Annotated in this window: 14 protein-coding genes; 8 read left to right on the top strand and 6 right to left on the bottom strand. The window is 33.5% G+C overall.

Features of this window, described 5'->3' with window-relative positions:
- Positions 1-55: 55 nt before the first annotated feature.
- From LQ686_RS06845 to LQ686_RS06855, 3 genes are all read left to right on the top strand, one after another.
- Positions 56-841 (top strand): arylamine N-acetyltransferase family protein, encoded by a 786-nt coding sequence (locus LQ686_RS06845; protein ID WP_107572827.1) that lies wholly within the window; start codon positions 56-58, stop codon positions 839-841.
- Between the two features lie 10 nt (positions 842-851).
- Positions 852-1,289: a MarR family winged helix-turn-helix transcriptional regulator gene (locus LQ686_RS06850; protein WP_107572828.1), complete on the top strand. Its 438-nt coding sequence runs from the start codon at positions 852-854 to the stop codon at positions 1,287-1,289.
- A gap of 174 nt (positions 1,290-1,463) precedes the next feature.
- Positions 1,464-2,867, top strand: a complete 1,404-nt coding sequence (locus LQ686_RS06855; protein WP_275584215.1) for a DHA2 family efflux MFS transporter permease subunit — start codon at positions 1,464-1,466, stop codon at positions 2,865-2,867.
- 43 nt (positions 2,868-2,910) lie between these two features.
- On the opposite strand, the gene LQ686_RS06860 is transcribed toward LQ686_RS06855, so the two are convergent.
- A complete protein-coding gene (locus LQ686_RS06860; protein ID WP_239733217.1) occupies positions 2,911-4,329 on the bottom strand; it encodes an MFS transporter in 1,419 nt (472 codons plus the stop codon).
- Between the two features lie 279 nt (positions 4,330-4,608).
- Here LQ686_RS06860 and merA point away from each other — a divergent pair, with 279 nt between their 5' ends.
- Together merA and LQ686_RS06870 are read left to right on the top strand one after the other, a co-directional pair.
- Positions 4,609-5,931 carry a hypothiocyanous acid reductase MerA gene (gene merA, locus LQ686_RS06865; RefSeq protein WP_239733218.1) on the top strand — a complete coding sequence of 441 codons (1,323 nt, stop codon included), beginning with the start codon at positions 4,609-4,611 and terminating at the stop codon, positions 5,929-5,931.
- Positions 5,932-6,014: 83 nt separating this feature from the next.
- Entirely contained in the window at positions 6,015-6,581 is a 567-nt protein-coding gene (locus LQ686_RS06870) for an ATP-dependent Clp protease proteolytic subunit (RefSeq protein ID WP_239733219.1), read from the top strand.
- Between the two features lie 49 nt (positions 6,582-6,630).
- Here LQ686_RS06870 and LQ686_RS06875 read toward each other — a convergent pair whose 3' ends face one another.
- On the bottom strand, positions 6,631-7,245 hold the full coding sequence (locus tag LQ686_RS06875) for a TetR/AcrR family transcriptional regulator (RefSeq protein WP_070369059.1): 615 nt from the start codon (positions 7,243-7,245) through the stop codon (positions 6,631-6,633).
- A 159-nt stretch (positions 7,246-7,404) separates the two neighbouring features.
- Here LQ686_RS06875 and LQ686_RS06880 point away from each other — a divergent pair, with 159 nt between their 5' ends.
- Complete coding sequence (locus tag LQ686_RS06880; protein ID WP_239733220.1) at positions 7,405-8,700, top strand: YhgE/Pip domain-containing protein; 1,296 nt, start codon at positions 7,405-7,407, stop codon at positions 8,698-8,700.
- A 304-nt stretch (positions 8,701-9,004) separates the two neighbouring features.
- Here the strand turns inward: LQ686_RS06880 and mhqD are convergent, their stop codons facing one another.
- The 4 genes from mhqD to LQ686_RS06900 form a co-directional block, all read right to left on the bottom strand.
- A complete protein-coding gene (mhqD, locus tag LQ686_RS06885) occupies positions 9,005-9,595 on the bottom strand; it encodes a methylhydroquinone degradation carboxylesterase MhqD (RefSeq protein ID WP_107572832.1) in 591 nt (196 codons plus the stop codon).
- A 20-nt stretch (positions 9,596-9,615) separates the two neighbouring features.
- Positions 9,616-10,221, bottom strand: coding sequence for a flavin reductase family protein (locus LQ686_RS06890; RefSeq protein WP_103361936.1), 606 nt, complete (start codon positions 10,219-10,221; stop codon positions 9,616-9,618).
- A gap of 21 nt (positions 10,222-10,242) precedes the next feature.
- Complete coding sequence (gene mhqE, locus LQ686_RS06895) at positions 10,243-11,205, bottom strand: ring-cleaving dioxygenase MhqE (RefSeq protein WP_107596939.1); 963 nt, start codon at positions 11,203-11,205, stop codon at positions 10,243-10,245.
- Positions 11,206-11,277: 72 nt separating this feature from the next.
- On the bottom strand, positions 11,278-11,709 hold the full coding sequence (locus LQ686_RS06900; RefSeq protein WP_103361934.1) for a MarR family winged helix-turn-helix transcriptional regulator: 432 nt from the start codon (positions 11,707-11,709) through the stop codon (positions 11,278-11,280).
- A gap of 217 nt (positions 11,710-11,926) precedes the next feature.
- Between LQ686_RS06900 and LQ686_RS06905 the strand changes: the two genes are divergently transcribed.
- Together LQ686_RS06905 and LQ686_RS06910 are read left to right on the top strand one after the other, a co-directional pair.
- Positions 11,927-12,832, top strand: a complete 906-nt coding sequence (locus tag LQ686_RS06905) for a PLP-dependent cysteine synthase family protein (protein WP_204179044.1) — start codon at positions 11,927-11,929, stop codon at positions 12,830-12,832.
- Positions 12,825-13,970 (top strand): aminotransferase class I/II-fold pyridoxal phosphate-dependent enzyme, encoded by a 1,146-nt coding sequence (locus LQ686_RS06910; RefSeq protein ID WP_239733221.1) that lies wholly within the window; start codon positions 12,825-12,827, stop codon positions 13,968-13,970. The genes LQ686_RS06905 and LQ686_RS06910 overlap by 8 nt, the downstream gene beginning before the upstream one ends.
- Positions 13,971-14,498 lie beyond the last annotated feature (528 nt).

Consider the following 14,498-nt stretch of genomic DNA (forward strand, 5'->3'; position numbering starts at 1 on the left):
ATTCTATCCATGTATCCTTTATAATAGAATTAAGATTTAAATGGGAGGTTTTAAGTTGAATATTTTACAATTTGAAGACTACTTAAAAATAGATACAGAATCTTTTAATCAAGTAGATTTGCGCACTTTGAACCACTATATCGAAAGATTCATGTACACTGTACCTTTTGAAAATATTAGCGTTCAAAATAAAGAACCGATATCAGTGAACATTGATGATTTATTTAACAAAATTGTTCATCGCCATCGCGGTGGATTTTGTTATGAATTAAATACGATTTTTCAATATTATTTAAAAGAAAAAGGATTTAACGTTAATCGTGTGTCAGGAACGATTCATACACCAGATGACAATTGGAGTAGAGACGGTTCACATATGTCGACAATCGTACATTTAGATCAACCTTATATTGCAGACGTAGGATTTGGGGATTTACCAACAAAAGCTATACCGATCTCTGAGCCAGATAATATTCAAGTCATTGATGATATTAACGGTCATTATCGTGCTATTTTAGATGAGGATAGTGTCATTCACCTTCAAAAACAGTTAGATGACCAATCATGGCGAACATCTTATTTAACTAATGAAATCAGTAGACCTTTGGACTTCTTTATAGAACATTTGGATTACAATGAACATCATCCTGATTCAATATTCGTTCAGAAACTAATTATTACAATGGCTAAAGAATATGGTAGAGTAAGCATGTCTTATGATCATTTAACCATTACGTCTAAAAATCATAAACAAAAAGAAAGCTTCAAACGTGATCAATATAAAGCCATATTAAAAAAATATTTCGGTATAGATGAAACAATTCATACATTGGAAAGTTGAGGTTTTAAGTGTGATATCAAATAGTGAATTACAAGAACTAGATTTATTTGATTTAATTAGTGAACGTCACGGACTTGTACGTTCAAAAATAGAAAATATGTGGAACGAAACACATGACATGCATATTTCAGGATCTGAATGGTACATTATGGCTAAAATTTATAAACATAAAAGAACGATGGCATATATTAACAAGCACGTTAATATCTCTAGACAAGCCGTTCATAAATTTGTAAAACAATTAAACGACAAAGGCCTAGTCGATATACAAGATGTTGAAGGTAACAAGAAAGAAAAGTCCATACAATTAACTGCTCTCGGTGAATCTTGTTATCTTGAAAGTAAACAACATAAAGCGTTGTTAGAACAGCAAATTATAGAAACAATTGGTGAAGATAACGTTCATAAATTAATAGAAATTATGAAAATGGATTGGAAAATAGAATAACTTTTTGTAAACCTAGTTGACAATATAACGAAATTTCTGCTAAAGTAAATGAGTTATTATTTTAATAATAATACTAATAATTCAAACTATGCTTTTGCTAGTTGCATACGCTCTCAGCAAAATATTAATACACATTAATCGTGTATTCACTAGTAGAAGGAGATTAAAGAATTTATGATCAAAGCAGAAGTAGAAGTTAAAAGTCCAAAAGCAATGGCCTTAATATTAATGTTAGGTGCATTTATAGGCTTATTTGGAGAAACAGCATTAAACATGGGTTTAACAAATGTTATGGAAGATTATCATATAAGTGCACCACTGGCACAATGGTTAACAACTGGTTATCTATTAGTCCTTGCTATACTCGTTCCAATTTCCGCCTATTTAACACGTTGGTTTACAACACGTCAGCTTGTTTTAGGTGGATTTATTATTTCATTAATAGGTACTTTGTTTGCAGCCTATTCACCTATCTTTGCCATATTGATGATTGGGCGTCTCATTCAAGCTGTTGGAACAGGTATTATCCTGCCTGTTATGATGACCGTTATGCTCACAATATTCCCAATTAATAAACGTGGTATCGTAATGGGTATAATGGGGTTAGTCATTACGCTCGCACCAGCTATCGGACCAACGCTTTCTGGGATTATTATTTCAACATTAAGTTGGCATTTTATTTTTTGGTTTAGCGCATTATTTTATATCGTTTTATCCATTTTCGCATACGTTAAAATTAGTAATGTTTCAGAAATTACAAAACCAAAAATTGACTTTATATCTATCATTTTATCTACCGTTGGATTTGCAGGATTAATTTACGCATTAAGTACGATGGCAGAAGTTTCGATCAGTTCTCCTGTCGTATGGTTGCCACTTATCATTGCGATAATAGCGTTAATACTTTTCTGTATGAGACAATTAAAAATGAAAGAACCAATGTTAAATCTATCGGTCTTTAAACATCCGATGTTTACGTTAGGTGTCATAATGATTTTCTTATTAATGTTGGTTATATTATCAACAGCTATTTTATTACCTATTTATTTAAAGGGTAGCCTACTTTTATCAGCTGCACTTGCTGGTTTAGTCTTATTACCAGGAAATGCAACAAACTTTGTATTATCTCCTGTTATCGGAACAATGTTTGATAAATACGGCGCAAGATATTTTGGTATAGCTGGATTTTTATTAATATTAATTTCAAGTATTGGATTTACAATCGTACTCTCATCATCTACACCTGTCTGGGTGATCATTTGTTTATTCATCGTACTATTTCTAGGTGTAACAATGGTTATGATGCCAGCTCAAACGAATGGTCTTAACCAACTACCACCAAACTTGTATGCAGATGGTTCAGCCGCTATGAATACATTAATGCAAGTTGCAGGTTCTGCTGGTACAGCACTAGCTATAACACTGTATACTATCGGACAACAACAAGTAACAGGTGGCTCAAGTGATTTAAATGGAAGAGAAATAATCGCACATGCTGTACAATTTGTATTTTATTTTATAAGTACAGTTGCAGCATTAGGACTCATCACATCATTATTTGTTAAAAGCAAACATTAAAATAAGCCGGCGACGTCATAAACGTCCCGGCTTTCTACATATATTAATCTGTTTTTACTTTACCTTTTTGTAATTCTTGTTCTGTCCACCATAGTGCATCTTCAGGATTTTTCACGACATGTTCGTAATCTTTTTTAGAAGATACTGTTGGATATGATCCTTTTAATGCTTTACCTGAAGTTGTTTCAAATAGGAATAGTATCGTTACAAATCCTATCACACTTACCGCTGTTAAATAATAAGCTGGTGCTAATGGATTTTGTGTGACATGTACTAACCATGTTGAAACTAATGGTGTTGTACCACCAAATATTGAAACAGATACGTTAAATGTAACGGCTAATGTACGGTAACGAACATCCGTATAGAAAATACTTGGTAATAAACTTGGCATTGCACCTTCATATGTTGATAAAAAGAAACCAAGAATAAAGATACCTAATGAAATAAACATTAATTGGTTAAGTCCTATGAAATAGAACGCTAGCATTGAAAATGCTGTTAAACCAAATGTACCGAATAACACAACTTTTTTGTTACCGATTTTGTCACTTAAACGACCAAATATAAATGCTAATGGCACCATAATAACCATAACACTTGTAATAAGGATGGTACTAACTGTTGTTGAAATACCAATTACTTCGTCCAAGTATGACGGCATATATGAAAGTAACATGTAGTTTGTAATATTAAAGAACGCAACTGCTATAAAGCAAACGATAATATCTTTTTTATGATTTTGAATAATTGAAATGAATGGTTCTGGTTTTTCATCATTCTCAGAAATATCATTTTCAAAAATTGGTGTTTCGTCTAAATGTCTTCTTAAATAAAGTCCAACTAAACCAAGAGGTGCACCTAGAATGAATGGAATTCTCCAACCCCATGCTTGCATTTGTGCATCTGATAAACCAATAAATAATCCACTTGCTAATAACGAAGCTAAAATATAGCCACCTAACGTACCAATTTCTAATCCACTACCTAAAGCACTTCTTCTATTGTCTGGAGAAGATTCTGCAATATATACCATTGCACCTGCATATTCCCCACCAGTTGAGAACCCTTGAATAATTCTCGCTAGTAATAATAAGACTGGTGCCCAAATACCTATTTGATCATAAGTAGGCAATAATCCAATTAATAACGTTGAAGCTGCCATCAATACGATAGTAGTTGTAAGAACGGTTTTTCGGCCAAGTTTATCGCCGATTTTACCAAATATAATACCACCAAGTGGTCTCATTAAGAACGCAATCGCAAATGTAGCGAAAGTAAATACTAATTTCAGTTCATCATTTTCAACTGATGTAAAGAAATTCTTACTAATGATAATTGCTAAATAAGAATAAAGACCAAAGTCAAACCATTCCATAGCATTACCAATACCTGTAGCATAAACACTTTTTTTAGTTTGTTTCATATCTACAACATTTATTTTATTCTTGTTGAATTTCATGTTTTTATAAACACCCTTTCAATATAGTTATGTATACTACCATATTGAAAAATAAGCACAACTATAATTTTACACTTTGTTGAGTATCCACTTTTGTGAAAAACACCATAAGTATATAAGCTTATTAGCCTCATAAGTGGTCGACCAATGTTGTAAAATTACTCATATTTCTTGGATAATTTTTAGATTTTTTAATTTTTTACTGTAATCTTTTACACAGATTTACATTCCTAAAAGCGTTATACTAAATATAAATCATCACAATTGGAGGTTTTGTTAATGAAACGATTTGATATGTTGATTATTGGTTTTGGTAAGGCTGGTAAGACGCTTGCTAAAGATTTTGCAGGGCAAGGTCAAAAGGTCGCGGTTATTGAACAAGATTCAAATATGTATGGAGGAACGTGTATCAATGTTGGTTGTATTCCGAGTAAGACATTACTCCACGAAAGTCTAGAACATCATTCGTTTTCTGAAGCGATGGATCGTAAGAAAGATGTTGTAGCTGCTTTAAATAAGAAGAATTTCAACAACCTTAATTCTGATGACAATATCGAAGTATACACTTATAAAGCACATTTTAAAGATAACCAAACAGTGGTACTTTTAAATGATCAGAATGAAACAGTTGAAACAATTCAAGCGGATAAGATTGTGATTAATACGGGTACGCGTTCAAATATTCCTGATATAGAAGGTATTGAGACTACCGAAAATATTTATGATTCTAAAGGCATTATGGCATTAGATCACTTACCTGAAACGCTTGTTATTATTGGTGCTGGTTATATTGCATTAGAATTCGCGACAATCTTTTCTAAATTAGGCAGTAAAATTAAAATCGTGCATCCTCGTAAGCATGTACTAGTAACTGAAGATAAAGATATTGCTTCTCTTATTTATGATGAAATTATTAGTCAGGATATTGAATTTATTGACGAAGCTGAAGTAACAGCCTTCTCTACCGAAAATAATCGTCCTGTTGTGCATACTTCTCAAGGTGATATAACTGGGGATGCGGTATTACTAGCGACTGGTCGTGTGCCTAATACGGATTTAGCTTTAGAAAATACAGATATCGAACTTGGAGATAAAGGTGAAATTAAAGTTAATAAACATCTACAAACTTCTGTAGACCATATTTATGCAGTTGGAGATGTTAAAGGTGGTCCTCAATTTACTTATATTTCATTAGACGATTACCGCATTGTTAAAGATCATTTAGTTGGTAAACAGCACCGCACAACGGAAAATAGAGGATATGTGCCTTATACAGTATTTCTAGATCCTCCACTTTCAAGAATTGGCTACACTGCAAGTAAAGCTAAGAAAAATGGTCACAATATTTTAGAAGGTCAAATTGAAGTGAAGAATATCCCTCGTCATAAAATCAATCATGATGACAGAGGTTTATTTAAAGTTGTTGTAGATGCAGATAGTAAGCTCATTCTAGGTGCAAGTCTTTACGGTAAAGAATCTGAAGAATTGATTAACATTCTGAAACTTGCAATGGATCAACAAATTCCATATACCGTTTTAAGAGATAACATATATACGCACCCTACAATGGCTGAATCATTTAACGATTTATTTAATATTTAATTTAGTCAAAATAGGTCAAATTATTTGAAATCAAAATCGCACTCGTTCACAATAGTAGTATCAATCATTATAGGAGTGATTTCATGTCTGAAGAAAAACATAACGAAAAAGATATACTTACTGAAAAGTTATTAGAAACACGTACGGTTATTATTACCGGGGAAATCAATGATAAAGTGGCAAAAGAAGTCGGTAATCAACTATTACTATTAGAAGCAATGAGTGATGAACCTATCAATCTATTCATTTCAAGCCAAGGTGGTCATGTAGATTCAGGTTATTACATTCATGATATGATTAATTTCATTAAACCAGAAGTTAATATTATCGGTTCTGGTTGGGTAGTAAGTGCAGGCGTTATTATTTATTTAGCTGGTAAAAAAGAAAACCGCTACAGTTTACCTAATACAAGATTTATGATTCATCAGCCTTCTGGCGGTGTACAAGGTCAATCGGTTGAAATGGAAATCACAGCTAAAGAAATTATTCGTACAAGACATAAAATTAATGAACTAATCGCAAGAGAAACTGGCCAAGATATTGAAAAAGTAGAAAAAGACACTGGCCGTGACTACTGGTTAAGCACACAAGAAGCTAAAGACTACGGATTTATCAATAAAATCATTAAATCTCGTGATGAAATAAAATAACGTAACATGAAAGGCAGGGGCTGCGATAGTTGCCCCTGCCTTATCTATATTACTTAATATTCTCATCTATCATACGTTTCATAATAGACAGTGGTCCTGTTGATGCGATTGTAGAGACGTAATTTACGAGTTCTTCTACGGATACGCGATTTTCATCTGATACCCAATATTTGATCATCGACATCATTGAACCTACTACATAGCTTAAGTAATAATTTTCTGGAATGCCAAATACATTATCTTTATTACCTATTAAATGCTTAATATTACTTCTCACAATATCTGCTAATTGTTCTTCGATTTGACTTTTACGTTCTAAGTTTAGAATCACTTGATAAAATTCAATATTATGCTCAATATGTGTAATGACATTTTTAATAATTTTATTCGCAAAGTCTTCAATAAAACGGTCACTCGTCTTAGTGGATAAATCCATCTTTCTAATATCTACAAATCCTTTAATTTTCTCTATTTGTTCATTTTCCATTTCATCTAACAAAGCATATTTATCTTCATAATTTAAATAAAAGGTTCCTCTATTAACATCTGCTAAATCTGAAATTTGTTGAATCGTAATACGATCAAGGTTATTTTCTTTTAATAACTGGATAAATGCTTGTTTAATTGCTCTTTTACTTTTTCTTACGCGTCGATCTTCTGCCATTTTTAACCATTCTCCTTATTTTAATGAACAATTTTTGTGTTTTTGTTGATTAATAAACGTATCGTAAGCAATTGACGATTGTAACTATCTTAAATTCTATTATAATAAACAATGTTATTAATAATCAACACAATGTTCATTAATCAAGGAGGAAAAAATATGAATATTTTCAAAATGAAACTTTTTTGGATGACACCTATTCTAGTAATCGTCATACTTTTATTATTAGCGATTGCTTTTATTCCAGCATATAATCCAGAACCTAAATCAGTCCCAATTGCGATTGTGAACCAAGATAAAGGTACAACAATGCAAGACAAAGATGTCAATATCGGGAAAACTTTTGCAGATAAAATTAAAGACAATAAAGATTTATCAGATAAAGTTGAATGGGTAGATGTAGATAGTAAGAAAGATTTAAAACAAGGCTTCAAAGATAACAAATATTATGGCGCATTAATTTTAGATGAAAATCTTTCAAAAGATTCAATGAGTAAAGTTCAAAAGACTGTTCAAGACGCAAAAATTAAAGAATTGCAGTCACAAATGAAAGAAAAAATCGAAAGTGGACAAATTCCATCTGAACAAGCTAAAAAAATGCAAGAACAAAACAAAGTTGAACCTGTTAAAGTTAAACAAGGACAAGTTGAAATCATCGTTAACGAAGGTTCAAGCATGCAAGGTGCACAACTTGCGAATACAATGTTAACGACTATCGGTGATCAACTGAATACACAAATTTCTAAACAAGCTATCCAAACTTTAGATAAAATGGATGTCGACGTTTCAGCTTCAGATATTCAAGGTATCACAAATCCAATTAAAGTGGATAAAACAAACATGAACGCTGTTAAATCACATCAAGCTAACGGTAACCTACCACTCTTAATGTTCACACCAGTATGGTTAGCATCATTAGTTGGCTCAGTTGTTCTATTCTTCTCATTCAGAACAAGTAATAATATCACTATTAAAGACCGTATTATCGCTTCACTTGGCCAATTAGGCGGTGCAATCGTTACAGCATTAATCGGTGGATTTGGATATATTTACTTTATGACGCAAGTATTAGATGTAACAATTAACGAACCAACTAAAATCGGTTTATACATTTCAATCGCGATTCTTGCATTCATCAGTCTAATCTTAGGATTTATGACATGGTTAGGTGTCAAAGCTATTCCATTATTTATGGTATTGTTATTCTTTAGTTTGCAACTCATCATGTTACCAACACAAATGTTGCCACAATTTTATCAAGACTATATGATTGGATGGAATCCATTTAGACATTATGCAGAAACATTACGAGGACTATTGTATTTACACCACGATATCGAACTTAATAGTACAATGTGGATGTTTATAGGCTTTATCATCTTCGGTGGGGTATCAGCTATATCAGCAGCTATCCTTAGAAAACATAGCGGAAAAAGAACAGAAGTTCCATCATAAAATATAAAAATCTCATGTGACTGAATTATTCAGTGCCACATGAGATTTTTTATTATGTTATTTTTTCTCTTTGAATCCTTGCGATATGGTGTGCTAACGATCTTGTTTCGTTTTCTTGATCGTTAGACAGCTCATTTTGTGTATTTATACTCTTTTTCACCTGCGATTTGCTGAGCTAACGATCTTGTTTCACTTTTTTTAACGTTAGAATTTCTAACAATCTTGTTTTCCATTCTTGATCGTTAGCCACTCCCCACTCTCCCTCACACAAGAAAAGACCAGCTCACCCGAGCTGGTCTTCTTTTTATAATATTTCTCTTGCTTTTAGTACCGCTTCTTGCGTAATTTCATGACTGTTAACCCATGCTTCTGTCACGGTTGCGTTACGTTCTTTAAATATTTCTATCACGCGCTCGCTTTGTGCGTTTGTAACGATTGGATCTCTTGCACCCATTGATAAAAAGACATTAAAATAAGATAAATCTTTATGATTATTTTCTAAATCTAATGGATAAAGAGGTGCAAAGAGCAGTGCTTTTTGGAATGGTGTTTGTTCTCTTAATATGAGATTAATCGCCATATTAGAACCATTAGAGAATCCTACTGGTATAACATCTTCTAAGTTAAACCCATATTCTTTAGAGGATTCTTCTATAAATTGATACAGTTCTTGTCCTCTATATTCTAAATCTTCTAAATCATATTGCCCTTCTCCGAGTCTTTTGAAATATCTAGCCATACCATTCTCAGATACTTCACCTTTAACACTCAAAATACTATAAGTCGGATCAAGCATTTCTGCTAATGGTAATAAATCCCTTTCATCTCCACCTGTTCCGTGAAGTAATAGAAATACTGGTTTACCTTGTGCACCTTGTTTAAATATATGTTTCATATTTACTATCTCCCATCATATTATGGTCTTTCGATTGTGAATGTGTGTCCAATTTCAGCATAATCATTCCCGGCTAGTCTGCTTACCGCTTTGAGCTTTTCTTTATTAATATAGCCATCATCATAAATACCTTCGTCAAAGTGATAATACTTCACTTCTAACAGCAATAAATCTGATATAGGTTGTCCGTCTTTTTCAATTACAATATCATCATATAGAACCGCTTCAAAACGAACCTTACTTTGCTTCAAGCCTTTCACAGATACTTCAACTGAATCTACTGTTTCAAAATTCGTACGTTCGAGTTCACTTTCTTCATGACTTAACAAAGCCGCTGTTTGATTCGCATCACGTACATTATCTGTATCTACAATATGCACGACCGCTTCTTTATTCTGAATGATATTTCGTGCAGTATCTTTCATTTCACCATTCACTCTTTGTACTGCGATAGAAAGAATCGGTGGGTCTGAAGATACAACATTGAAAAAGCTAAACGGTGCTATATTCAGTACGTTATCATCTGATTCTGTTGTGACTAATGCAATTGGTCTAGGAATAATAGATCCTATTAACAATTTATAGTTTTCTTTCTGCGATAAGACTTCTGGTCGTATCTCCTTCATCTTAAACCACACCTTTTCTTATTAATGTTCTCTACTAGTATCAAAAGCTTTAATTTCAGATTCAATGTAGTCACGTTTTGCTTCTAAGAATGGCGGTAATGCAAGACTTTCACCTAATGTTTCATAAGGTTCATCTCCCATAAATCCTGGTCCATCAGTAGATACTTCTATAAGAATATGACCAATTCTTGCGTATAGTGCTTCAAAATAATATCTATCGACATTACCTGAGTTACCAATGCGAAGTTCATTATATTTTTCTTCCCATGCTTTAATCGCTTCATGGTCTTTTAATCTGAATGATACGTGGTGTACTTCACCGTAACCTTGTCTTGCTTCAGGACCTTGGTCGTCTTTTCTCAAAATAACTTGACCACCGTTACCGCCTTCTCCAACTTCTAACAATGTCACGTTCTCTTCTTCAATAATTGGTTTCATACCATAAACTTGTTTCAATACAGATTTGAAGTCTTCATAATAGCTCACTGTAATTTCAATTGGTCCCAATCCATAAATTGCTTTATCTTCAGGTACTGGACCATTTTTCCAAGGAATACCTGGTTTAACACCTTCATTTAATTCATCTGAAATTAATTGATATCTTTGACCGTCTTCTTCTTCAAAAGGTAATACCTTTTTACCGAATAGATCTTGAATACCGTCATGTTTAACGCCAAATTCTTCAAAGCGATTTAAATAATATTCAAGCGCAGCATCGTTTGGCACTCTAAATGCTACACGACTTATTGAATTTGTACCACGACTACCTTTCGGATTATTTGGAAAATCAAAGAATGTCATGTCTGTACCTGGAGACCCTTGATCATCTGCGAAAAATGTATGGTACGTATATATATCATCTTGGTTTACTGTTTTCTTAACTAAACGCATACCTAGTACTTGTGTGAAAAATTCATAGTTTCTTACTGCATCATTTGTCATTGCAGTTACGTGATGGATACCGATAAGTTCTGGATTACTCATTATAGTTTCCTTCTTTCTTTATTTTTATTTCGAATTCGAAATAATAAGTTGTAAAAAAATTTGCGCTATCCACTACTTAGTAGAATTTGCGCTTATTTTTTTAAGTGCTCTACGAAAAATCGCTAGCTCTTCGTCATCTAATATAGAAAATGCTTTTTCAATTGTTTCGGCATGTTGTGGAAAAATACGTTCCATCAATTCATGGCCACTTTCAGTCAGAACAGCATACGTAATACGTTTATCTTGCTCATCTTGTCGACGTGTTACATATCCTTTCTTAACAAGTTGATCGATGACGTAAGTTGTACTACTGCTTGCAATTAAGATGCGTTGTTTTACTTTTTGAATAGGTTGATCACCTTTATGATACAAAAGTTCCATTACAGCAAATTCAGTAATATTTAAACCGTAGTTCTTCATATCTTGTTTAACAATACGATCTAACGTATCATTTGTACGTTTTATACCTACTAGCGCTTTTAATGATTCTTTCGTTCTATCCATGTTCATCACCTATCCAAATATTATTTCGATTTCGAGATAATTGTAACCCTCTTCCAAATACATGTCAACACTTTTGAGTATAAAAAATATACTCACTTTGTTTTTATTATATTTTCAATATTCTAACAAATTTAATTTAGTTGATTTTTAATAATGTTTAACCTATAATTCTTATTGAAAAACTAAGATATTTATTAATTTAAATTGGGGTAATGGGATGAAAGCATTTGATTTAATCGGGAATACGCCACTTGTCTTATTGGAACATTACAGTACAGACAATGTGAAAATATTTGCGAAATTAGAAAGTTATAACTTAGGTGGCAGTATCAAAGATCGACTAGGTAAGCATCTGATAGAACATGGACTAGCTGAAGGTAGTATTCGTTCTGGAGATACGATAGTTGAAGCCACTGCCGGTAACACAGGTATAGGACTCGCAATCGTAGCGAACCATTACAATATGAACTGCGTTATCTTTGCACCTGAAGGCTTTTCTGAAGAAAAAATGAATATCATGAAAGCTTTAGGTGCTGAAGTAAGAAGAACACCACGTTCTGAAGGTATGTTAGGTGCACGTCAACAAGCACAGTCTTACGCTGAACAATACGGCGCTTATTACATCAATCAATTTGAAAGTGAACAGAATCCACAAGCATATGTTCATACTATAGCGACAGAAATTCTTGAACAATGTCCAGACATCACACATTTGATTGCTGGTGCGGGTTCTGGCGGAACTTTTACAGGAATGGCTTCAGTCATGAAAGAACATCAAGTACGTAATATCATTGTAGAACCTGAAGGAAGCATTCTTGCTGGTGGCGAAGCGCATGCTCACGATACTGAAGGTATTGGCGTTGAAAAGTGGCCACCATTTCTAAAGCGAAATTTAATCGATGATATTAAAGTCATTTCGGATCAAGATGCATTTACAAATGTATCAGGTCTTGCATTAAATGAAGGTATTCTTGCTGGTAGTTCATCAGGCGCAGCATTACAAGCAGCAATAGACGTTTCAAAACAAATTGAACAAGGACATATTGTCGTCATTTTCCCTGATGGCAGTGATAGATATATGTCTAAAAATATATTTAATTATGGAGGAAAAGATTATGAATAAAAAAACATTACTCATCCATGGCGGTAAAACAACAGATGCATATACAGGTGCGGTAACAACACCAATTTATCAAACAAGTACTTATGAACAAGATGGAATCGGAAATTTGAGACAAGGTTATGAATATTCTAGAACAGCTAACCCTACTCGTACAGCATTAGAAACATTAATCGCGGATTTAGAACACGGTACAAATGGTTATGCGTTCGGTTCAGGTATGGCAGCAATCTCAGCAGTCATCATGTTATTAGACAAAGGTGACCATATTTTAATTAATTCAGATGTATACGGTGGTACTTACCGTGCATTAACAAAAGTATTCTCTCGTTTCGGTATTGAATTTGATTTTATCAATACAACTGATGTGAGCAATATAGAATCTTCTATTAAAGACACAACTAAAATGTTATTTATTGAAACACCATCAAATCCGTTACTTCAAGTAACAGATATTAAAGCAGCAAGTGACATCGCTAAAAAACATGACATGTTAACTGTTGTAGATAATACATTTATGACACCTTATTACCAAAATCCATTAGACCTAGGTGCTGATATTGTTCTTCACTCAGCTACTAAATACTTAGGCGGACATAGTGATGTTGTTTCAGGATTAGTCGTAACAGCTAACGAAAGCCTTGGAGAAAGAATTGGTTTCATCCAAAATTCAACTGGTGGTATTTTAGGACCTCAAGATAGTTATTTATTAACACGTGGTATCAAAACATTAGGTTTAAGAGTAGAACAAATTAATAGAAACGTTAAAGAAGTCGTAGCATTATTAAGCAAACATGAAAATGTTGTTAAAACAATTCATCCATTAAATGAAGACCATGTGAATCGTGACATTCACTTCGAACAAGCTTCAGGATACCCAGGTATCATTTCATTTGAAGTTGCTGATGTAGAAAAAGCAAAAGAAGTGATTAAACATACAAAATTATTCACATTAGCAGAAAGCTTAGGCGCAGTAGAAAGCTTAATTTCAGTACCAAGTCTTATGACACATGCATCAATACCAGCAGAAATTCGTCATAAAGAAGGTATCGCAGACGGCATGATCCGTTTATCTATCGGTATAGAAGATACAGAAGACTTAGTAGAAGACTTAAACCAAGCATTAAACCAAATATCATAAAAAGAAAAGCTGAGGTAGCGGAATTTAACCGCTGCCTCAGCTTTTTCATATTAGAGGTTTAGTGGATGGGTATATTTTGTGAGCGATGGCGGTATGTGAGGAGTGCGAGGATCGTATGTTGCTTGTTTGGGTCGTCTTGCAACATACGGACGCTCTATGTTGCTTGTTTAGTCAGTCTTGCAATATACGGCGTCTCTATGTTTCTTGTTTGCACTGTCTTGCAACATACGGCGGTTCTATGTTGCTTGTTTGCACTGTCTTGCAACATTCACGCCTCCAAAGTTGCTAGTCATGCCTCACTTGCAATATTCACGGCTCCAATGTTGCTAGTCACGTCCCACTTGCAATATTCACGGCTCCAACATTGCTAGTCACCCTCCTCTTGCAATATTAGAGATTCATATTTATCTTGTTTGGCCAGTCTTGATAAATACAACGCCTCTATTTTTCTTGTCGCCCCCATTTCTATAGATACAGTCCGTACTATTTATCCATCTCACCATCCCCAACTTACTCCTCCCCTATATA

It is taken from the genome of Mammaliicoccus sp. J-M41 (assembly GCF_022385935.1).
Taxonomy (GTDB): Bacteria; Bacillota; Bacilli; order Staphylococcales; family Staphylococcaceae; genus Mammaliicoccus; species Mammaliicoccus sciuri_A.